This window comes from Sphingobacteriales bacterium, assembly GCA_016699615.1.
Lineage (GTDB): Bacteria > Bacteroidota > Bacteroidia > Chitinophagales > JADIYW01 > JADJSS01.
In genome coordinates, this window is record CP064984.1 from 337,172 (window position 1) to 360,412 (window position 23,241).

Sequence of the window (23,241 nt, forward strand, 5' to 3'; positions counted from 1 at the left end):
TTGCTATTGAATAAAAGACTCGTAGCTATCAATCATAGCCTTATCAATATTATAACTGCCATCTAAATTTTTAATTATAATTACACTATCAAAACCTAACTCGTTCATTCTTTCAATAGTTAGTAGTTCTCCTTCATTTACTTGAAAAACTCTACGCAATAACCAATCTGATAATGCTTTATTTGGATTTGTCATTAATGCTTTTGAATTATCTTGACAAACCTTTGCTGAGAAAATCTCACCAGTTGGAATTTTTAATTCAAATGGTTGGTCTCTTGGTGGAAAGAAATTTGGAAATAATTTATGAATTTCAATTGGAATTGGAATATATACTTCTCCAAAATTTCTTTTTCGTCCTCCAGCATTCCATTGATTCAGCCCACTTTTTTCAAAAACAAATTTTTGCTTATTATTAATTCCATATAAAGGTAAAATCACATAATTAACTCCTCTTGTAAGTTTATCCGTAGCTTGTTTTAAGACTTTATCTTCAAAAAGTTCTAATAATAAAGAATAAGGATCTTCTAGAATTTCAATTGGTAGATGATAGGCATTACTAGGAATATAAAATTTTCTAAAAAGTGTACTTTTTGAATAATTAAAACTGTAAAAATTATTTCCATCTTCAAATTGCAAACTTGCATTATTCTGTTTTACAGAATGAATATTTCTTATATCTATTTTATCATAATCAGTTTCAAATAAAAGCAACTTATTATTTTTCCTTGCAACTATATGATATAATGATTTTTCAATATTATATAATCTATTTGCTAAATCAATTCTTTCATTCCTATATTCAGCAAGTTTATAAGCCAAATCTTTCCCATTATAATTTGAAAGTAATTTTGAGAGTGAATTAAATTCTGCAACTTTTTCAGTACTATTATTAAGATTACATCCAAAAGTCTTTAATCCTATACCAAGAGAATTAATATTTGCATCAAAGGCTGTATCTGAACGAGATAAATTTTCAGCATTAAAACATCTACAGAATATATTTTCTGCAACTCTATAATTAATAAAAGGAGTTGCACTTTCACTAAACAAACCTGATAATTTAGCTACAGCTGAAAGTAATTTCAAGTAATTACCATTATTATCAATATCTATTTCAGCAAAAGATTTCATTTAGAAATTCTTGAATAATGATATAATTCTCCAAAATTATTCGTCATTACTTCTAATAGGTTAGAATAACTTTTTGGCTTTTTCAATCCATTTGTTTTAAAGAATTCTGTAATAACTTTATTTTCCAAATTAGATAAATAATCATTATAATTTGATTGTTCTCTCTCATCTAAAATATTTGGACAATATCCATCATGAGTAATAATTATATCATAAATTAAGTCTGTATTATTATCTAATACTCTCAGTGCATAAGTATTTACTGGTAATTTTTTATTTGATAAATCAATATCTAGTAAACTTGGTTTATATTCTTTCATAGTTCTAGTATTTTTATTATTTCTTCACTAATTCTTTCAATCAAATTTGTTGTAACTGAATTACCTGCTTGCATATATAATTTACTATCTGCTATTAGAGGCAAAACATATTTATCCATTGGATAACCTTGTAGTGCAAAACATTCTTTTGGTATAAGCTTTCTAATACCAAAATTATCTTTAATTAATGGAACATTATGTCCACCTGCTCCCATATTTGCAGTTAGAGTAGGACATACATTACTTTTATTTTCTCTAACATATATTCTTCTCCATTGATAAACTGTATCATTTTTAACCATTACTTTCTTTAATATTGGGAAATATGGATGGTTTTCTTTATAATAATATTTATCATCTTGTTTTTCTTTCTCTAAAAACTCATGAATTGATTTTGTTAACTTTAGCTCGTCTGGAAATTTAAAATATTTATATTTTTTTACCTGTTTTGGATCAAATGCTACAATAAAGATTCGCTCTCTATTTTGGGGAACATTGGCATGTGTCATTGAGTTTAATACCTTATAAAAAACTTTATATCCTAACTTTTTTTCTAAAATCTCAATAATAACTTTGAATGTTTTTCCACTATCATGAGACACTAAATTTTTTACATTTTCTAAAAAAACAACTTTAGGTTTGTGAGTTTCAATAATTTGTTCAATATCAAAAAATAATGTACCTCTTGTATCAGAAAATCCTTTTTGATAACCTGCAATTGAAAATGCTTGACAAGGGAAACCTGCACATAAAATATCAAACTTCTTGGGTATATATTTTTTTACTTCTTGGCTTGTTATATCTCCAAATGGAATCTCACCAAAATTCTCTCGATACGTTTTTTTAGCATCATTATTCCATTCACTTGTATAAACACATTTACCACCTACATTTTGCATTGCAATTCTAAATCCACCAATTCCAGCAAAAAGATCAATAAACTTAAATGAATAATTTTCAGGTGTTGGAAAAGGAACATTTTCTACCTCAAATAGAAATTGTTGTAATGCATCATTTGCAACAATTGGAACATTATTATCATTTTTATATTCAACAAAATTTGATAAAATTTCTAATGCATCTTTTTTATAATGCTTTGAAACTCCATTATGTATATTATGTAGATAATGAGTTAAAATTGCTTTTTCCTCAACAATTGGTTCAATAAGTCTAATTTGATAATTTTTATTATCAAATTCTTCAATGCTTATTTTTTCATTTACCAACATTGCCTACATTAAAATAAAAATATTATAAATTCATACAAAAGTCACAAAAAACAAAACAACTTTATAAACTAGTATCCATTAGCTTGAACGATAAGTTCTGCTAAGTCTACTACTTTTATTTCGTCTTGTTTGTCTTCATTTTTTATACCATCAGTAATCATAGTATTGCAAAATGGACATGCTACTGCAATTACATCTGGCATTACTTCTATTAGCTGTTCTGTGCGTTCTATATTGATACGTTTTGTGCCTGGTTCATCTTCTTTAAACATTTGTGAACCACCAGCGCCACAACATAATCCATTAGTTTTGCATTTTGCAACATCTACCAAATCTGCATCTAATGCTTCTATAATACTTCTTGGTGCTTCGTATATATCATTTGCTCTTCCTAGGTAGCAAGAATCGTGGTAAGTAATGCGTTTTCCTTTGAATGCGCCACCTTCTACTTTCAATTTTCCTTCGTTAATTAATTGTTGTAAGTAGGTAGAATGGTGTAATACTTCGTAGTTTCCGCCTAATGCTGGATATTCATTTTTTATTGTATTAAAACAATGCGGACATGTTGTAATTATTTTTTTTACGCCATAGTTATTTAGTGTTGCAACATTTTGTTGTGCCAACATTTGAAATACAAACTCATTTCCTGCTCTACGTGCTGGATCGCCTGTACATGCTTCTTCTGTGCCTAATACTGCAAAATTGATGCTTAGTTGATTCAAAATTTTGGTAAAGGCAATCGTAATTCTTTGAGCACGTTGATCGAATGAGCCTGCGCAACCTACCCAAAATATAACATCAGGTGTTTTGCCTTCTGCTACTAATTCTGACATAACTGGAGCTGTATACATATTTATTGTTTTATTTTTTATTGATATTTTTTTCTAAAACTTTGTTGTTATTGACTAATAACTATACTTTTTTAATTTAATTCTTCTGTCCATTTAATTCTATCTTCTGGAGAAAATTGCCATGGTGCTTGGTTGTTTTCCATATTGGCAAATATTGTATTCCACTCTTGTGGTGAATTACTTTCATCCATAATCATATTTCTACGCAACTCTATGATGATGCTTAGTGGTGATATATTTACTGGACATTCTTCAACGCATGCGTTGCAAGTAGTACAAGCTCTAAGCTCTTCTGCTGTAACGTAATCGTTTAATAAAGTTTTATTGTCTACGAAATCTGGTAGTGTATTTTTCTATTGTTGGCAACTTCTTCTAATCTATCTCTGGTGTCTATCATAATTTTTCTTGGAGATAATTTTTTGCCTGTAATATTTGCTGGACAAGCCTGAGTACATCTTCCACATTCTGTACATGTGTATGCATCTAATAAACTTTTCCATGATAAATCATAGACATCTTTTGCTCCAAATTTTATTTCGCCTTCAGTTTCTGGTGCTTTGTAGCTATCATCAAACATTGATCTTACTTCATGCATTACGCTATCCATGTTGTGTATTTCGCCTTTTGGCTCTGGTCTTGTAAAGAATGTATTTGGAAATGCAAGCATTATATGTAAATGCTTAGAATATGGTAAGTATAACAAGAATGCGAAAACCATAGAAAGGTGTCCCCACCATCCAATTCTTTCCATTAGTACCAACAATCCGTGTGGTAAGTTGTATAATGCATGACCTACGTAATTGCTCAATAGAAATCCTTTTGTATCAATATAATGTGGATCGCCTTGTAATTGCAAAGCTCTATCTGCGCCATTCATCATAAAAATGAATGTTATTAACGTCAACTCAAATGCTAAGATGATTAATCCGTCTTTAGTTGGCCAACCTTTCATTTCTGGTTTGTTGAATCTTGGTATAATAAATATTGTTCTTCTTAGTATGAATACTATTGTAACAAAGAATGTAAGTAATGATAATACTTCAATAAATGAAATTACAAAACGATAGAACTCGCCTAAGATATTACCTTGAAATAAATAATGGTATAAAATTCTGTGTTGTCCTGTTGCGCCATCTAATATAATTTCTAAAAGTTCTATTTGTGTGATGCAAAATGATGCATAGATAACTAAGTGCAACATAGCAGGAAATGTGATTCTAAACATTTTTTTCTGACCGAATGCTACAAGAAACATACTTTTCAATCTGAAGCTTAAAGTAGAATCTATATGTTCTGGTCTGCCCAGCATGATGTTGTCATAGATTTCTTTAAATTTTTTGAACCCAATGTATGCTACAGTGCCACTTATTGCTAAAAATGCAACTATTTGTAATATTGTAAAAACCATTTATAAATATTTGAGATAAAAATACAATGTTTGTATTGATTTAACAAAATTTATTATTAACAGTTTGAATTAAATAAGTGTTATAAGTTTGATTTTTATACTTTGTATATGCTTATTCATTAAAGAATCTTTGTACATCATTATATACGCTGTTTGTCATTTCTAGCATAGGCACATGACCGCAATTATTGTACACTTGTACTTTACTATTTTTAATGTCTTGATGGAATCTATCTGCGTATTTTACATCTACAATTACATCATTTTTGCCCCAAATAATTAGTGTTGGTATTTGGATGTTTTTAATTTTTTCTTGGTCAATAATTTGATTAGAACTTGCCATACTTAGTATGTGTTTTAAGTTGCCTGCTTTGTTCCAAAAATCGCTCACACGTTGTATTTTTGCATCTGTAAGTGTGCTTCCATCGTAGAATATTCTACTAATTCCGTTGGCAATCATAAATTTTGGAATTCCTTTTTTTAATGCTGTTTTTAATAGTGGATTTCTAAATCTATCTGCATTGGCTGTTTTCATTACTTCGCGCATATCGTAGCCTGCACTATTCAATAGTACTAGTTTTTTTACTTTGTCTGGATGTTGTAAGGTTAGATTCCAAGCCATTAATCCACCTAAAGAATTGCCCATTACATAGAATGAATCTAAGTGTAGTGTATCTATCAAGAAATTAAAATATTCGTTGTATGCTGCTAAATAATTGGTTGTGTCTGTTTCTGCGTATGGAAATTGCGATAATGCAAAACCTGGTAAGTCTACTCTGATTACTCTATGGTTTGTATTGAACAAAGAGTCTAATGGTAAAAAATCTTTGTGGCTTCCACCAAATCCATGTATCATTAATATTGGAAAACCTGTGCCACTTTCTGTGTAGTGCAACTCCGCTCCTTTCCAATTGATAAATTTTGATGTTGGCTCTGCGTATTTTTGTTTAACGTATTCTTGTGTGAGTGTTAGGTCTTTTCTTAAAAATAAGACATATGCAGCAAAAATTATTAATAATAGAATGATGAAAAGTATTATTTTTCTTATCATAAGTATAGATTATTTGACAATTTACAGAATTTTATTTATTTCTTCTAAAAATTGTGTTGGATTGTCTGCGTGTACCCAATGTGTTGCATTTATAATCGTAATGAATGTTGTTTTTGGAAATAATGTTTCTATTTTTTTGTAGTCTGTATCTTTTATATATTTTGATTTTTCTCCTCTTATAAAAAATGTGTTTCCGAGAAATTGATTTGTTGTTTCTGAGAAATCCATCAGCTCATTATAGTTTTTTACGATTCCTTCTAGATTGCATTTCCAGATAAAATTTTTATGCTCATCGCGTGTTAGATTTTTTAGAATAAATTGTCTTTCTGCTGTGTTTATAATTTTGTCTTCTAAAAAATATTCAATTGCATTTCTATCTGTTGATGTATGCAAAGGTGCGTTTTGCATAGCATTTAATATATACTCATGTCCGCCACGGTATTTTTTTGGTGCAATATCTACAACGATTAATTGTTCTACAAAATCTGGATACGTTAAGGCAAATTGCATAGCCACTTTTCCACCCATTGAATGTCCTAAAATTGATGTTTTATTGATATTTTGTTGTGCTAAGAAATCAAATACATCATCAGCCATCAATTGATAATTCATATTTTCTGTGTGTGGCGAACGTCCGTGGTTTCTTTGGTCAATCAAATAAATTGAATATTGTGGCTTTATATTTTTAGCTATAGTTTGCCAATTGTCTGAAGAGCCTAATAATCCATGTAAAATAATTAGATTCTTGTTTCCGTCTCCAATTTTTTTATAATAAAGGTTCATTAGATTTTGTAATAATGTGAATGTCGCGTTGAGGAAAAGGAATTTGAATATTGTGTTCTTTAAATTTTCTGAATATCTCGAACCTCAAATCGCTCTTTATATTTTCTACTCTAAAAATAATATTTGACCAGAAATGTAATGAAAAATTGATGCTGTTGTCTCCAAAACTATCAATTCTAACTTGTGTATTTCTATCCTTATCATTTGAAATAACATCTTTATTTTCTGCTGCAACTTTTAATAAAATCTTTTTCACTAACTCTACATCTGAATCATAAGAAACGCCAACTTCAATTTTGAATCTTGCAATTTTTTCGTGGTGACTCCAATTGATCACATTTTCGGAAATAAATCTTCCATTGGGTACAATAATGTTGATTCCATCTCTTGTAATGATTTCTGATGTGCGTAGTTTAATATCAGTTACTCTACCAACAATATCATCAATTTCTAAAACATCATTTACTTTAATTGTTCCATCTATCAATAAAAAAATACCTGAAACTATGTCTTTAAATATTTGTTGAACGCCAAGTCCTAAGCCAACCATGATTGCTGCTGAACCTGCTAACAAAAATGTAAGTTTTATTTTTAGAATACCAAAAATAATTGCAATAACGAATATCCACGATATATACTTTACTAATAGATATATTGACAGAAGCCTGTTTCTATTAATATCATTTTGTATTTGTTTTTTAAGTATAAAATACTTTACTGCAAATAGAAAAAAATAGTTTAATAATATAACTACTGCAATTACAATTAGCATAGCAACTGTAAGTTCGTAACTTTTAATTTTTATTAATGTATATTCTAAAAACTTTTCTAATTCATTCATAATTTTTGGTATAATTCAATTAATTTATTTTCTTCATTTTCCCAATTTAATATTGTAGCTGCTTTGATACAATTATTTCTTATTTCATCGTAATGTGGTTTATTTTCAATTAATAGTTTCATTGCTTTTACAACATCTTCTATAATTAATTTATCGACCAAAACACCAACTTTATATTGATCATTGTATTGAATATATTCTGGAAATGCAATAACAATTTGTGGTATGTATGCTTGAATATAATCAAAAAATTTATTATTCAGTGAATAATAGTAATTCTTTCCAATTTGTTCTAATAAGTTTATTCCTGCAAATGCTTGTTGTGTTATTACTTTTAGTTCTGTCGGATTTAGTTTTCCTAACAATTTTACTCTATGTTCTAATTTATAATATTGTATTATTTTTTTTATTTCTTCAAACTCATCGCCATCGCCTGCAATATAAAGTGAATAGTCATTAATATATTGTATGGCTAATATACTTTCTTTGATGCCTCTGCCTAAATTTATTGCGCCTTGATAAAGAAAATATGGTTCTGTTTTTGACGGATACAGTGTATTGTTTTTTAGTGGAAGACTTCTGATAACATGAAATTCTTTGTTGAATTCTTTTTTAAATATTGTAGCTAATGATTGATTTACTGTATAGGCAATATCTACTTGTGGTATTAATTTGCATTCTATAAATTGCCAAAATTTCTGAACATTTGTTCTTCCAATTAGTTCTGGTGATTCTGAAAAATATTCATGTGCATCATATACAATTTTCTTTCTTTTAATTTTTCCTGCTAATATTGCTGCTGGCAATGTATCTGCATCACAAGCGCAAACTATATCAAATTGATGCAACAATAAGTATATAAAAAAGCGAATATTTAATTCTGCGTAAAAAAGAAAATTCTTGTTGAAGAATAATTTTAATCGTGTAGGTAGGAAATATAGTTTTGGTAATGCTTTTGAATTTGGTAAATACCTACCTACTAATTCTACATGATAATTATTTGCAGAAAGTGTGTTGCATATTTTATGCATTCTATTGTCTGTTACAATATCATTGCTTACTAAAAAAATAATATTATTTCTTTCTGACTTCATGTTTTACATTAATTTCTACTAAAGCATCATCTAACAAAGTGCGCATAGCAAGCTCGAAATCTGTTTTTGCTAAATGAGTGTTTGGCATTATTTGTTGTATTGGTATAAAATTATCATTTAATTTTGAAATGATAGTTGCTCTTGAGTTTTTCATATTTTCTTCAAAGCTTTGTTGATGCTTTGCATTCAAACAAATATCGCATCTACCACAAGCTAACTCATTATCACCAAAGTAATTGCAAAATATTTTTTGTCTGCACATTTCTTTACTATCAATGTACAACAACATATTTTTTAGTTGGTCGTAGGCAACCTTTTTTCTTTCATTTATATAATTTATATTAAAATATAGATTATTTTCATGCAATCTTTCTTCTAAAAGAAATAATTCTGGTGTATCTGATTTTTCTTCGTAATACAATATTTTCTTTTTTGCTAATATGCGTAATTGCTGTTTCAATTCATCAATATTTATCTTTAGCATATTGGCAATATCTTTCTCATTGATTTTAACATATTGTGTCAGTATTCCACCATAGGCACGCAACAATGATTTGATTAAGGCATCGTACTGTGCATTTGCAACTTGAAATTTATATAATTCTAGATAATCTACAGCAAACATTATTCTAGATGGCACAAAAACTTCTTCATTAAATTGAATGTAATTTTCTTGTGCCAAAAACTTTAGTGCATAATATACTGTTGATGATTTGTAATTATACTGTTCGCAAAATTCGTATAAATTAAAACGATAGGTTGTAAATTTTCCACTACCTAATGCAATTCCAAAATAATTAAAAATAGAATTATATATTTTTTTTACCTCATCTATATTTGGAAACTTCTCTTCAATTTTTGCCTCTAAATTTTCTTTATCATTTTCTGTGTACAATGCAATTGCATAAGATTTTCTACCATCACGTCCTGCTCTTCCTGCTTCTTGATAGTATGCTTCTAAAGTTTCTGGTATATCTAAGTGTACAACAAAACGTACGTCTGGCTTATCTATGCCCATTCCAAATGCATTGGTACAAACAATTACTTGTGTTTTATTGTTTATCCAATTTTCTTGTTTTTTACTTCTAAGTTCATTTGTTAATCCTGCATGATAATAATCTGCACTCACTTTATTTTGTATTAAAAACGAAGCAACTTCTTTTGTTTTATTTCTATTTCTTACATATACAATTCCACTACCTTTTATTTTAGAAACAATTTCTAATAATTTATTTTGCTTTGCAACTTCTTGTCTTACACTAAATACTATATTTTGTCTTAAGAATGATTTTTTAAATACTGATGAATTTTTAAAGTTTAATTTTTCTTGAATATCATTTTGTACTTGTGGTGTTGCACTTGCAGTAAGAGCAAGTATTGGTACATCTTCATGGTATTTTCTAATAGCTGCAATTTCTAAATATGGTGGTCTAAAATCGTAGCCCCACTGTGAAATGCAATGTGCTTCATCTACAGCAATAAGATTTACTGGCATTTTCTTAAATCTTTCGATAAATAATTCTGTTTTTAATCTTTCTGGAGAAACGTATAATATTTTATAATATCCAAAAACAGCATTATCTAATATGATATCAATTTCTTTATAACTCAAGCCAGAAAAGATAGCTGCTGCTTTTATATCTCTTTTTTTTAGCTGAAATACTTGGTCTTTCATTAATGCAATAAGTGGAGAAACAACAATGCATATGCCATCTTTCATTAATGCTGGAATTTGAAAACAAAGTGATTTGCCACCGCCAGTTGGCATTAATGCAAGCGTATCATTTCCATCAATAATATTTTGTATTATCTTATCTTGTGGTGCTCTAAAAGCATCATAGTTCCAATACTTTTTTAATATTTCTAACGCATCTTGCATTATGGTAAAAATAGTTAAGATATTAGAATATCTAGTAATTAATTAGATAATAAATCTTAAATTTGTATGATGAAAAGCACAATTAAATATGTATTAATAGTATTAATTATATTATCATTTATAATTTATAAGTTTGTGTTTTTAAAATATATACCAGATGTGCCTATTGCAGCAACAAAATTACAACTAGAAGATGGAAAGATACTTGATGTAAATAGTTTGAAAGGACAAGTATATATTGTATCATTTTTTCAATCTTGGTGTGGTGATTGTAGAAGAGAAATTCCAGAACTCGAAGCATTACAAAAAAATGTAGGTGGTAAGAAATATCTTAAAATCTTAATGATTTCTGATGAATCTTTTGAAAAAATTCAACAAGTAAAAAATATATCAAAAGCAAATTTAGATTTTTATCAATCATCAGAAAAATTGAAAGATTTGGGCATTAGAAGATATCCGACAACCTATTTGATTAATAAAAATGGAAAGACTGTTGAAGCAAAAACAGAGCATATATTTTGGAACAACGAAGAAAATATAGATATAATTAAAAAACTAAATCAATGAGTCTACGAGAAGCCTTACAACATAGTTTTGATGTGTGTCATCAAGATGAGAATTTTATGGAATACAATGCAAGAGAACAATTTCTGGCATTTGTATTTACATACATACAAACACTAGAAAAAGAAAGAGCGAAATTTATACCTATTCTTCAATCAAGAAATAATTTTATTATGATGAATAATGAAGTAAAAAATTTGAGTATTGATTTTAGCAACTATGCAAACAATGTAATAGACTATGGCAAACAAACTGGCGAAATCATAGACAGACCATTTGTAGGTAGATATTACGAAAAAACATTGTGGTTATGTTTATTGCAAATACTAAATTTTTGGTCTAGAGACAACAGTAATAATAAAGAAGAAACAGATGTGATTATTGAAAAATCAGTTCATTTTACATTTGACTTATTTCTACCAAATGCAATAGATTCTGGCATAGATTACGTGCAATTTTTAATTCAAAAAAGATAATTATCGTACTGAATAAGCAACTACAACTTCTGCTTTCAGTCTTTCTTTCAACCATAATTGTAGTTTATCTAGCTCATCCTTTTTTAGGATAGTATTACTATTATATAAACATACAACTATACTATACTTTTCATTTCATTACCAATATCTATTTTATGTGTAGCTAATGATATTGAATTGATTTGAGGAAAGAATACTTTAATTTCATTGAGAATTGGTTCTGTATTTAAATTATACATTGCCAATTCTTCTTTTAGCTGTTCTATTTGTTTGTCTTTGCTTTCAATATTATTAACATAAAACTCATTCAATTCATTGATATTAGTTTCTTCGGGTAGTATATCTTGTTTTACATTTAATTGCAAATCTTTTAAACCAAATTTCAATAAATCTTCTTTCAATGATGCTATTTCATCTGCTGTAAATTGTTTGTTTAAGCAAGCTACGTCTAATGTTTTGGGTGTTGATTTTAAATTAATTTTTTTATATATAATTGTATAATCTTTGTCAGAAAATTCTTGATTGATGAATTTTTCTACATTCTGACTATATCTTTTTTCTTCAAATAAGCTATATGCAAAATACAAACTTGGCAATATCATTATCAGCGTAAGCGCATATACAATATTTCTAACCATTTTTTCACGCTTAGGCTCAATGTAGGTATAGGTTGGGTACTTAAGGTATTTTACAATAGCAAACGTAGCAATAGCAATAAACACACAATTGATTGCATATAGAAAAAGTGCGCCAAAAAAATAACTAATATTTGATATGGCTAAGCCATAGCCAGCAGTACATAATGGTGGCATTAATGCCGTAGCAATTGCAACACCAGGAATTGGATTGCCTTTTTCTGTTCTAGTAATTGCAATGGCACCTACTACGCCACCAAAAAAAGCAATCAATACATCATATATATTTGGTGATGTTCTTGCTAATATTTCTGATTGTTCTTCTTTGAATGGAGAAATTAAAAAATAAAATGTTGATACCAATAAGCCCAACAATGTAGCTATTAGTAGATTTTTTAATGATTTTTTTAGTAAAGGGAAATTAAACGTACCTAAGGCAAATCCTGTTCCGATAATTGGTCCCATGAGTGGAGAAATTAGCATTGCACCAATTATTACTGCAGTTGAGTTTACATTTAAGCCAACCGAAGCAATTAGTATAGCACATGCTAATATCCAAAAGTTTGAACCTCTAAAACTTGTATTGGCAATTACGTTCTCAAGAACTTTGTCTTTGTCTTCTTCGCCAGAATGTAAGTTTAAAAATTCCTGAATTTTTCCCATATTATTATTGAATATTATTGGCTAAATCTATTGCTTTGTTCAATGCATTTAGTTTATTCTCCACTTCTTGAAGTTCACTTTCGGGAACTGAATCTGATACAACACCAGCACCAGCTTGGAAAGTGAGTAAATTATCCTTGCTTAAAAATGTTCTTATCATAATGGCATGGTTAAAATCTCCATTAAAATTAAACCAACCAATTGCTCCACCATAAAAATTACGTGATGTATTTTCAATCGAATCTATCAATTGCATTGCTTTATATTTTGGTGCGCCACTCAATGTGCCAGCAGGAAAAGTATCGCCAAACATTTTTATTTTATTTGCATTTTCATCAATAAAACTTGATACTTTGGATACCAAATGAATAACGTGCGAATAGAATTGTACTTCTTTGTACACTTCAACTACTGTATCTTTTCCATTGCGAGACAAATCATTTCTTGCTAAATCTACTAGCATAATGTGTTCCGCATTTTCTTTTTCATCTTCTGATAATTGTTGCGCTAATGCTGCATCTTTTTCGTCATTGCCTGTTCTTCTAAATGTTCCTGCAATTGGATGAATTGTAACTTTATTATCTTTTATAATTAATTGAGCTTCTGGTGATGAACCGATTAATCTAAAAGCATCAAAATCAAAATAAAAACAATATGGTGATGGATTGATACTGCGTAATGCTCTGTATAAATTAAAATCATCGCCATTATATTTCTTTTGAAACTGTCTAGATAATACAATTTGAAATACATCGCCACGGAAACAATGTTCTTTGCCTTTTTTCACCATATCAATATATGTGACATCATCTACATTTGATGTTTTTGTATCTAAAGATGAAAAAGCTTCTAATTTTGATGTTGTATTTCTAAGTATATTCTCAATATCATCGAAAGATAATTTGCTTTTTAATTCACAATTATCAATATCATTCTTTATAATATATAATTCATGATTAAAATGATTGAATGCTATGATGTATTGATAAATAAAATATTGCGCCGTTGGTAATGTTTTATTTTGATGTTGCAATTGTATATCTTCAAAATGCTGAACAACATCATAAGTCATATAGCCAAATAATCCATTGCTAATGCAATGTTGTATTGGTGTGGTGTAGTTTGAAAATGATTGTATAAATTGATTGATATTTTTTTCTAATGAATTATGCGCTTTATCAATTGTAATTTCTTCTGTATGTTGGTTTGGATATTGTGCTGTAAAAATATTTTGCTCTAGCTTGAAACCCGCAATTGCATCAAAACAGATGTAAGAATAATTATGTTCATCACCATGATAGTCTGAACTTTCTAGTAAAATTGTATTTTTAAATTGTTGACGCAATTGCAGATAGATACTTACTGGCGTAACCATATCTGCTAATATTTTTTTATAGGTAGTATTGAATTTAAAATTTGACATTGTTATTAAAGATGCATTTAAGCATTAAAAATAACCAATCTCAATTAAAAAAAATAACCTACATATTATTTTTAAGATAATTATAGAATTGCTAGCTGTAAATTATTACTTCAGATTTGAGTATTTGTAAGCTTAAAATCCAACTAAAATTTCGTAATTGCCTTCAACACTTACTTCTGCAAGATAGCCACCACTTACTTTATTTAAAGTATGGCTTTTCACATTAGTTCCAGTAATAATTGGTGTTCCGAATCTGTCTGGTATCCAAAGTATGGTGTTTCCTGCTTTAGTACTATTTGCTTTTAGCTGCATTTTTCCTGTTAATGGATCTGATTCCAAGAATGTTGGATAACCCACAATTGCATTTGGTCTTGTTCTGCTTAATACGTTTAAGTATGCTGTTTTTAATCTTCCTGTGTATTTCCCATTTACATCAGTTTCTGCCATTGCCATTTCTGTTGCTGGATAGTTATTACCAGAAAAATCTATTACATGAGGATCGCCTGGTGCTTGTACCCAACTCCAAATGGTAGAACTATGAAAATATTGGTCTTCTTTTTTTGCAAAACGAATTAATTTGGGAACTGCAGTTGTTGTATCTTCAAAGAAACCATATTCGCCCATTAGCATTCCAGTTTCGTATCCTCTAGAGAAACTTTTTAATAAATCATAACCAAATTCTACTGTCAATGCATAAGAAATTGCTTCGAAATATGAATGTGGTGCAAAGCAAATATTTTCTATTTCAGTAAATGTAGATGATGGCACAAATGGTATTGGTTGTCCATCCCAAGAAACTGTCATCTCAAAAAACAAAGTATGTTCTAATAAATTATTTGCCTTTTCTACATCTCTTATGGATGTTCCAAGTTTATTGTAAAAATTTCCAAGTTTTACTACTTCAGCAAACAAATCTGCACCATTGCCTAAGCTTGGTTCATTTATCATATCATAACCTAATACATTTTCGTAATTTGCAACTTGCTTTACAAGTTCTGTCCATGCATTAATGCATGCATCTTGAATGCCATCAGTATTATCCCAAAAATGTTGGAAAGCTTGCACTACTGCTTTGCTTGTTTCTCTTCCGCCAACGCCACCTGAAGTTTGCATACATGTTGGCTTATCATCAGTAATAACAGCCCAAGCTGGTGCGCCATCCCAACCTTTTAATGGATTCTCACAATTTTCGCTTGGTTGCGAAAAAATAAATTTACTGTACGCATCTTGGTGCATATCTACTAAAACATAGATATTGTGTTTTGCTGCATCTTCAATGGCTTGTTTTATTTTATTGATATATGCTTGATTGTATTGTCCTTTTGTTGGCTCTAACATACTCCAATTGAACACCAAACGAATGCAATTAAAACCATAAGATGCCATGATTTCAAAATCGTTGGCACTATATTCTTTTACTGTAGCAACATCTGAATTTGCTTGCCAATAATCGCCAAGCACATTATAATTTGCACCACGAAGAATAACATATCTGCCTTGTTGATCGAAAATGCCTGCCTGTTTTCCTCTTGCTGCGTATAATAATTTAGAATTGCTATTGTTTGTAGTTGTGTCATCGCTTTCTTTTTTGCAACTAGCGAATGCTACTATTATTAAAATAAAATAAAATATTTGTTTATTCATCATTACCAAATATAATTAACTTAAGTGAATAATCATTATTTTTGGTTAATTATTTTTAACTAAAAAATAAATTACACTTTTTAATATACAAAAATACTATTTCATAAATCTTGGATGGTGCATTGTTAATGAAGAACGCAAATAATCTTGGTCTAAGTGTGTGTAAATTTCAGTAGTTGTGATGGAAGCATGACCTAACATTTGTTGCACTGCACGCAAATCTGCGCCACCTTCAATTAAGTGTGTAGCAAATGAATGTCTGAATGTATGTGGACTAATATTTTTTTGTAAATTGATTTGTTCTGCCAAAGACTTTATGATATAAAAAACCATGACTCTACTCAATGGTTTTGCTCTTCTATTTAGAAACAAGAAATCTCGATATTTTTCTTCTATGTTCATTCCATTTCTGGTGTGTTCTATATAAATTTTTATATACTTGATAGCGTCGTAGCCTATTGGAATTAATCTTTCTTTGTTGCCTTTTCCTATTACTCTTACAAACTCTACATCGAAATATAAATGAGATATTTTTAGATTTATAAGCTCTGACACACGCAAACCACAGCTATACAATGTTTCCAACATAGCTTTGTTTCTTATATTTTCTTCTTTTGATAAATCTAGTGCTGCTATCAATTGTTCTATTTCATAAAATGATAGTGTGTCTGGAAGTTTTTTACTCAACTTTGGTGCTTCTAATAATGTAGAAACATCAGTTTGAATATAATTATCTAACAATAAATATTTAAAAAATGCTTTTATACCTGAAATTATTCTTGCTTGGCTCCTATCACCCAAACCTAAGTCATGTAAATGTGCTATAAACTGTTCTAGTATATTTAAGGTAAGCTCTGATGGTTCTGCACTAAATTTATTTAGCACTAGATATTGTTCTAATAACGCAATATCATGTAAGTATGCACTAATTGTGTTTTTAGATAGTGATTTTTCAATATTTAGGTATGCAGAAAAATTAGAAATATGGTGTTTCCACAAACTCAAATTATTTATATTTATATATTATAATATATATTTTAAGCATATTTTCGTTCCAGAATAATTTGTGCCAAAACTAAGTCTTTAGTATTTAGAACACTGTCTTTAATTTTTATTTGGCGATTTGCATTAGAATTACCTTCTAAGTGACTGCCAATTTCATTATTTATTTTAGAACTATTGTAAATATCAGCTGTTTCTATACTTTCAACTTTACCACTAAGAATATTCTCTATTTTCTCATCATATTCTATTGAAGATTGATAGTCTTTCGTTTTATGAAGTACATTCGCTTGTTTCTTATTATAATTTTGAGCTACAGTAGATTATCTTTCAACTTGTTTTGGTTTTTGAACTTCTTTTACAACTTTTGTCTTTTCGTCTAAAACTTTAACATCAGGTAGTTTATTTGCTTCAGCCTTTTTCGTTTGTGTGGTTTGTGCATTATCTACCAATTCTTTTAGAATTTCGTCTAGCGTTTTTTCAGGTTTTCTTTTATTTATTGGCTTTATAGGCTCGTTTTTGCCATTTTCTGTAGCATTTTTTATGCCTTTATTATAAGCTCTGTATAAATAATAACCAATAAGACCAATTATGTACAACCATTCCATAATTCAAATATAATAAAAGATTGATACACCAACAATAAAATGCTTGTACAATTTTTTCATTTTTGGTATATTTGTAGGCTATGCGATTACGAAGTATTGAAATTAAAGGATTTAAAAGTTTTGCTGATAAAACAATCATCAACTTTCAAAATAACATTACAGGCATTGTTGGACCGAATGGGTGTGGAAAATCAAATGTAGTAGATTCTATTCGCTGGGTTTTGGGCGAACAAAAGAATAAAGCACTTCGTTTGGAGAAAATGGAAAATATCATTTTCAATGGTTCTAAAGATAAGGCTGCAAGCAATTTGGCTGAAGTATCGCTTACTTTAGATAATACTAAAAATTTATTACCTACAGAATTTCAGAGTGTAACGATTACAAGATCAATAGACAGAGATGGTGATAGTACCTATAAACTCAATGGTGTAAACTGTAGATTGAAAGATATTAGAGATTTATTTTTAGATACTGGAATTAGCACTGATTCATATGCAATTATAGAATTGAAGATGATAGACCAGATTCTTAATAACGTGGACAATGCGCGTAGAACATTATTGGAACAAGCTGCTGGAATATCTAAATATAAAACTAGAAAAAAAGAAACGCTTCTAAAGTTGAATGCAACTGAGGCTGACTTGAATAGAGTTGAAGATTTGCTTTTTGAGATTGACAAAAACTTAAAACAACTTGAAACACAAGCAAAGAAAACTAGACAATACAAAGCATACAAAGAAGAATACAAAGTTATTTCATTAGATGTATCTAAATATGAATTGCATGGCATTCACGTAAGTTTTGATGAGCTTAAGCAGAAACTACAATCTTTAGAAGACCAAAAATTGGAAATCATTACAAAAATAGAAGGTAATGATGCGCAACTAGAAAAAGAAAAACTAAGTATTATTGACAAGGAAAAACATTTATCTGAGCAACAAAAATTATTGAATTCTTTTTTAAATTCTATTCAAGAAAACGAAAGTAAGAAGAAAATAGAAACTCAAAAATTAAAATTCTTAAAAGATAAAACTAGTCAGCTACAACAACAAATACAACAATCTATATCTATTTCTGAAACATTAACACAAGAAATAAATCAATTAGCAAACATTAATAAAACTGATGATGAAAAACTGAATGAGTTGAAATTGGTTTTTGATGATGCTAAAGAAAAATTAGATGAGCAAAGAAACATCAACCTAGACTACAGAAATAATGTAGAAAAAGTAAGAAATGATTATAACCAAACACAACAGCAAATAGCACAAAAAGAAAAAGTACTTGCTGTAAAAGAAAATGAATTATTGAGTTTGGAGCGTAGTGCTCAGCAATCATTATTTGAGAATGAAGAAAGAATAAAAAACTTAAATCAGCTGAATACACAGATTGAAAGTTTTGATAGCAAAATAAATACACAAAAATCTTTAGTTGAAGATTTAGTAAAAAAAGAAGAACTCAACGAACAAAAAATAAAAGCACTAGAGGAAGCTAATGAGCAAATAAAGCAAGAATTAACCAACAATAACAGAATTCTAGATGCAAAAAACAACGAATACAAGCTTACTAAAAATATGATTGATAATTTGGAAGGCTTTCCTGAATCTATCAAATTTTTGAAGAAGAATGTAAACTGGCTCAAAGAAACGCCATTGCTTTCAGACATTATTTATACTGAAGAAAAATATAGAGTTGCTATTGAAACTGTTTTGCAACCACAACTCAACCATTTTATTGTAGACAATGAAAACGCAGCACTGAATGCAATTGATGTACTTACAAAAAGTAGCACAGGAAAAGCTGGATTCTTGATTTTAGATAAATTCAATCAAACGCAAACAAAAGTAAATTTTGATATTCCAAACACCATCAAAGCATCAACATTAGTACAAGTAGATAATAAACATGAAAAACTAATTGAATATTTATTAGATGGCGTTTTTATTGCAACTGACAATAAAAATATTAGTGAAATATATCAAAACTTAGCACAAAAAGAAAATGTTTATATCATTTCTGAGAATGGAAATCTACTTCAATCCACACATCAAATTAGTGGTGGTGCTGTTGGTTTGTTTGAAGGAAAAAGATTAGGTAGAGTAAAAAACTTAGAAATATTAGACAAAGACATCAAAGCATTAGATGTTGAAATTATAAATATAAAAAAGCAACTACAAGATGCACAACAAGAACTCAACCATCTAAAAGTAAATGCTTACAAAAATACCATACAACGTGAAAACCATACATTACAACAATTAGAAAAAGATTTGGTAAGCATCAAATCAAAATTAGAAAATGAACAAAACAATATAGACAAAACAAACTCTAATGCTCAGCTTATAAAAGAAAAAATTGAGACCACAAAAAATGATATCAATCCAATCAAAGAAGAATTAGAGCAACTAAAAACAAGCTATGTTCAACTCAAAACGAATTATGATACTTTTGAAAATGAATTTAAAAAAGCTAGTGAAGTCTACAATCAACTATCCGTTCAGTACAACAACATCAACATACAATTTATACAACAAGAGAATAAATTAAAATCTAACCAACAAAACATTACCTACAAAAACAACCAACTAACTGAAACTCAAAACAGACTTACACAAGCAAAAAAAGAATCTGAAGATACAATTGTAGAAATTGAAATATTAGAAGAAGATTTAGAAAAACTAGAGCAAGAATTAATTGCTAATTACAACGATAAAGAAAGCAAAATGCAACAGCTTTCTACACACGAATCTACGTACTTTGATGCCAAAGAATCGATACAAAAAATAGAAGATACGATAAGAGAACAAAATAAGAAGAAACAAGATATTGAAAATTCTATCAGCAACAACAAAGACAATTATAATGATTTCAAATTAAAATTGAATGTACTTAAAGAAAGAATTTCAATAGAATTTCAGATTAATGTTGATGAGTGGAATGAAGATTTTACACTACCACAAACATCAAAAGAAGATTTGGAAGACAGAATGCAGAAAGTAAAGAAGAAAATAGAAAACTTTGGCGAAGTAAATCCAATGGCCGAAGAAGCGTATAATGAAATGAAAGAAAGATACGATTTCATTCAAGCACAGAAAGCCGACTTAAACAACTCTAAAGAAAATTTATTGGCAACAATGAATGAAATTGAAACCACAGCAAAAGGTCAATTTATGGAAACATTCAATGCTGTGCGTACCAATTTTATTGATGTATTTAGAAGTATGTTTACACCAGATGATAATTGCGATATCGTATTACAAAATCCAGAAGATCCATTAGAATCTGAAATAGAAATTATAGCAAAACCAAAAGGCAAAAGACCACAATCTATCAATCAATTATCTGGTGGAGAAAAAACATTAACAGCATTGTCATTATTGTTTGGCTTATATTTATACAAGCCAGCACCTTTCTGTATCTTAGATGAGGTTGATGCACCATTGGATGACAACAACATCAAAAAATTCAATGAGGCAATTAGAAAATTCTCAGAAAATTCTCAATTTATATTAGTAACTCACAACAAAAGTACAATGGCTAGTGTAGATAATATTTATGGTGTAACCATGGTGAAACAAGGTATTTCTAGAGTTGTGCCAGTAGATTTTAGTAGCTTAAACTAATATGAATACACAACAAATAATAGCACAAAGACGCACCATCGATCCAGATGATTTCAATGGAAACATCATTAATGACAATGATTTTAAAGACATCATGGATGCAGCAAATTGGGCACCTACACATGGATTGACTGAGCCTTGGAGTTTTATTATTTTCAAAGCTGATGACTGTAAAAAGTTTGGACAAATACACGCAGAACTTTTTAAACAAAACACAAATCCTGAGCATTTCTTACAAAAAAAAGTACGATAAAATATTGCATCGTGCAGACAAGTGTTCGCATGTAATTATATGCACCAACAAAAGAGGAACAGCCAAAAATATTCCAGATATTGAAGAAATATGTGCAACAAGTGCAGCTATACAAAATATACTTTTAGCAGCAACAGAAAAAAACATTGCAACATTTTGGAGTACTGGTGGCATGTGTCACACCAATGAGTTTAAACATTTTTTTGGATATAATGACGAAGACACTGTCTTAGGTATTTTATACATTGGCTACACAGAAAAACCATTGCCAATAGCAAAAAGAAACACACCAATAGAAGATAAAATAAAATATTATAAATAATATAATGAATATTCAACTAGATGATATTAGTAAAAAATTTGGGAAAGAATGGATATTCAAACATGTCAATTATCAATTTGAGAGCAACAACAAGTACGCAATTATTGGACACAATGGAAGCGGAAAATCTACCTTACTAAAAATTATAGCAAATGGCTTAATGCCAACTTCTGGGAAAATAGCGTATAGTATTCCAAACAAAAAAAGCCTAACAGAATTTGAAATAAATCAACAAATTGCTTTTACTGCACCATACATTTCAATTATTGAAGAATTTTCACTTCGTGAGATTTATAATTTTCATACTTCGTTAAAAAAATTAGCAATTGAAGATTTCAAAGCATTTATACAACTCATTCAATTAGAAAAACATCAAGACAAACTATTGAAGAATTTTTCTTCAGGCATGAAACAACGTGTAAAATTAGCACTTACAATACTATCAGACACGCAAGCATTATTATTGGATGAGCCTACATCAAACTTAGATACAACAGGAATTGAATGGTATCATAAATTAATAGAACAATATTCCAACAATAGAATAATTATCATAGGCTCAAATCAAGCACACGAATATTCATTTTGCAATGCACAAATCAATGTATTAGATTTTAAGTAATATTATATATTGCGTTGCCTCAATGCTTCAAACACAACAATTGCTACAGAATTAGATACATTTAAAGAATCGTTTTGTCCGCGCATTGGAATAATAATATTTTGCTCAGCATTATCTTCCCAAAATTCATCAACACCAGTTGCTTCTGTGCCAACTACAAATGCTGTGGCTTTTGTATAATTGCACAATAAGTAGTCTTTTGATGCTTTTAATGATGTTGTAAATACATGCACATTTCGTTCACGCAAATATTCCAAAATCTTATCTTTACTATCAATAATAATCTTTTGACTAAACAAGCAACCAACAGAAGACCTAATTACATTTGGATTAAAAATATCTGTGTGCAAATCGGCACAAAATATAGCATGAATATTTGAAGATCAGCAATACGCAAAATAGCACCTAAGTTACCTGGTTTTTCTACGCCATCAATTACCAAAAACAAAGGATTTTCAATATCATCCAATATATTATATGTTGATGATTTTGCTTGGGCTATGCTTACAACTTTACTTGTATTGCCTCTGTACGAAATTTTTTCAAATACATTTTCAGCTACTTTCAATAGTTTGTTTTGGTTGAGTGTAGCCTTTCTATTTTCAGAAAGTTCACTTATTAAATCATCAATATCTACTTGCTCACTAAAAAAAATAGTTTCTATCTCAAAATTATTTTCAATTGCCATTTTGGTTTCCTTCCAACCATCAATAACAAATAATTGTTCTTCTTTTCTATACTTAGATTTTTCTTGTAGAAGTATGGTATGCTTTATAATTGTATTGCTAAGACTTGAAACATATTTATACATAAATATAT

Annotated in this window: 21 protein-coding genes and 2 pseudogenes; 6 read left to right on the plus strand and 17 right to left on the minus strand. The window is 29.1% G+C overall.

Annotated features, from left to right (window positions below):
• Positions 1 to 3: 3 nt before the first annotated feature.
• The 10 genes and pseudogenes from IPK18_01700 to IPK18_01745 form a co-directional block, all read right to left on the minus strand.
• A complete protein-coding gene (locus IPK18_01700; GenBank protein QQR98278.1) occupies positions 4 to 1,131 on the minus strand; it encodes a restriction endonuclease in 1,128 nt (375 codons plus the stop codon).
• Positions 1,128 to 1,451 (minus strand): hypothetical protein, encoded by a 324-nt coding sequence (locus IPK18_01705; GenBank protein QQR98279.1) that lies wholly within the window; start codon positions 1,449 to 1,451, stop codon positions 1,128 to 1,130. The genes IPK18_01700 and IPK18_01705 overlap by 4 nt, the downstream gene beginning before the upstream one ends.
• A complete protein-coding gene (gene dcm, locus IPK18_01710; GenBank protein QQR98280.1) occupies positions 1,448 to 2,680 on the minus strand; it encodes a DNA (cytosine-5-)-methyltransferase in 1,233 nt (410 codons plus the stop codon). Before dcm ends, IPK18_01705 begins: the two co-directional genes overlap by 4 nt.
• A gap of 68 nt (positions 2,681 to 2,748) precedes the next feature.
• On the minus strand, positions 2,749 to 3,531 hold the full coding sequence (locus IPK18_01715) for a (Fe-S)-binding protein (protein ID QQR98281.1): 783 nt from the start codon (positions 3,529 to 3,531) through the stop codon (positions 2,749 to 2,751).
• A 71-nt stretch (positions 3,532 to 3,602) separates the two neighbouring features.
• A pseudogene (locus IPK18_01720) lies at positions 3,603 to 4,939 on the minus strand ((Fe-S)-binding protein).
• Positions 4,940 to 5,051: 112 nt separating this feature from the next.
• Positions 5,052 to 5,990 carry an alpha/beta hydrolase gene (locus IPK18_01725; GenBank protein QQR98282.1) on the minus strand — a complete coding sequence of 313 codons (939 nt, stop codon included), beginning with the start codon at positions 5,988 to 5,990 and terminating at the stop codon, positions 5,052 to 5,054.
• A gap of 21 nt (positions 5,991 to 6,011) precedes the next feature.
• Complete coding sequence (locus tag IPK18_01730) at positions 6,012 to 6,773, minus strand: alpha/beta fold hydrolase (GenBank protein ID QQR98283.1); 762 nt, start codon at positions 6,771 to 6,773, stop codon at positions 6,012 to 6,014.
• Positions 6,757 to 7,614, minus strand: coding sequence for a mechanosensitive ion channel (locus IPK18_01735; GenBank protein ID QQR98284.1), 858 nt, complete (start codon positions 7,612 to 7,614; stop codon positions 6,757 to 6,759). The genes IPK18_01730 and IPK18_01735 overlap by 17 nt, the downstream gene beginning before the upstream one ends.
• Positions 7,611 to 8,708 (minus strand): glycosyltransferase, encoded by a 1,098-nt coding sequence (locus IPK18_01740; protein QQR98285.1) that lies wholly within the window; start codon positions 8,706 to 8,708, stop codon positions 7,611 to 7,613. Before IPK18_01740 ends, IPK18_01735 begins: the two co-directional genes overlap by 4 nt.
• On the minus strand, positions 8,689 to 10,587 hold the full coding sequence (locus tag IPK18_01745; GenBank protein ID QQR98286.1) for a RecQ family ATP-dependent DNA helicase: 1,899 nt from the start codon (positions 10,585 to 10,587) through the stop codon (positions 8,689 to 8,691). The genes IPK18_01740 and IPK18_01745 overlap by 20 nt, the downstream gene beginning before the upstream one ends.
• A 66-nt stretch (positions 10,588 to 10,653) precedes the next feature.
• Between IPK18_01745 and IPK18_01750 the strand changes: the two genes are divergently transcribed.
• Positions 10,654 to 11,154: a TlpA family protein disulfide reductase gene (locus tag IPK18_01750; GenBank protein QQR98287.1), complete on the plus strand. Its 501-nt coding sequence runs from the start codon at positions 10,654 to 10,656 to the stop codon at positions 11,152 to 11,154.
• Positions 11,151 to 11,627: a hypothetical protein gene (locus tag IPK18_01755; protein ID QQR98288.1), complete on the plus strand. Its 477-nt coding sequence runs from the start codon at positions 11,151 to 11,153 to the stop codon at positions 11,625 to 11,627. Before IPK18_01750 ends, IPK18_01755 begins: the two co-directional genes overlap by 4 nt.
• Here IPK18_01755 and IPK18_01760 read toward each other — a convergent pair.
• The 5 genes and pseudogenes from IPK18_01760 to IPK18_01780 form a co-directional block, all read right to left on the minus strand.
• Positions 11,628 to 12,925: pseudogene (locus IPK18_01760) on the minus strand (DUF389 domain-containing protein).
• A gap of 4 nt (positions 12,926 to 12,929) precedes the next feature.
• The gene (locus IPK18_01765; GenBank protein ID QQR98289.1) at positions 12,930 to 14,348 is read right to left on the minus strand and encodes a chorismate-binding protein; all 1,419 of its coding nucleotides are present in this window, start codon (positions 14,346 to 14,348) and stop codon (positions 12,930 to 12,932) included.
• A gap of 132 nt (positions 14,349 to 14,480) precedes the next feature.
• Positions 14,481 to 15,995 (minus strand): cellulase family glycosylhydrolase, encoded by a 1,515-nt coding sequence (locus IPK18_01770; protein ID QQR98290.1) that lies wholly within the window; start codon positions 15,993 to 15,995, stop codon positions 14,481 to 14,483.
• Between the two features lie 93 nt (positions 15,996 to 16,088).
• The gene (gene xerD, locus IPK18_01775) at positions 16,089 to 16,991 is read right to left on the minus strand and encodes a site-specific tyrosine recombinase XerD (protein ID QQR99278.1); all 903 of its coding nucleotides are present in this window, start codon (positions 16,989 to 16,991) and stop codon (positions 16,089 to 16,091) included.
• 326 nt (positions 16,992 to 17,317) lie between these two features.
• Positions 17,318 to 17,602, minus strand: a complete 285-nt coding sequence (locus IPK18_01780) for a hypothetical protein (GenBank protein QQR98291.1) — start codon at positions 17,600 to 17,602, stop codon at positions 17,318 to 17,320.
• 80 nt (positions 17,603 to 17,682) lie between these two features.
• Between IPK18_01780 and smc the strand changes: the two genes are divergently transcribed.
• Genes smc through IPK18_01800 form a run of 4 tightly spaced genes read left to right on the plus strand, consistent with a single transcriptional unit; the run spans position 17,683 to position 22,422 of the window.
• Positions 17,683 to 21,225 carry a chromosome segregation protein SMC gene (smc, locus tag IPK18_01785; GenBank protein QQR98292.1) on the plus strand — a complete coding sequence of 1,181 codons (3,543 nt, stop codon included), beginning with the start codon at positions 17,683 to 17,685 and terminating at the stop codon, positions 21,223 to 21,225.
• Position 21,226: 1 nt separating this feature from the next.
• The gene (locus tag IPK18_01790; protein ID QQR98293.1) at positions 21,227 to 21,478 is read left to right on the plus strand and encodes a nitroreductase family protein; all 252 of its coding nucleotides are present in this window, start codon (positions 21,227 to 21,229) and stop codon (positions 21,476 to 21,478) included.
• A 4-nt stretch (positions 21,479 to 21,482) separates the two neighbouring features.
• Positions 21,483 to 21,800 carry a nitroreductase family protein gene (locus IPK18_01795; GenBank protein ID QQR98294.1) on the plus strand — a complete coding sequence of 106 codons (318 nt, stop codon included), beginning with the start codon at positions 21,483 to 21,485 and terminating at the stop codon, positions 21,798 to 21,800.
• A 4-nt stretch (positions 21,801 to 21,804) separates the two neighbouring features.
• Entirely contained in the window at positions 21,805 to 22,422 is a 618-nt protein-coding gene (locus tag IPK18_01800) for an ABC transporter ATP-binding protein (protein ID QQR98295.1), read from the plus strand.
• Positions 22,423 to 22,424: 2 nt separating this feature from the next.
• Here the strand turns inward: IPK18_01800 and IPK18_01805 are convergent, their stop codons facing one another.
• Both IPK18_01805 and IPK18_01810 read right to left on the minus strand, forming a co-directional pair.
• Entirely contained in the window at positions 22,425 to 22,772 is a 348-nt protein-coding gene (locus tag IPK18_01805) for a hypothetical protein (protein QQR98296.1), read from the minus strand.
• Positions 22,742 to 23,233, minus strand: coding sequence for a hypothetical protein (locus tag IPK18_01810; protein ID QQR98297.1), 492 nt, complete (start codon positions 23,231 to 23,233; stop codon positions 22,742 to 22,744). Before IPK18_01810 ends, IPK18_01805 begins: the two co-directional genes overlap by 31 nt.
• Positions 23,234 to 23,241: the final 8 nt, after the last annotated feature.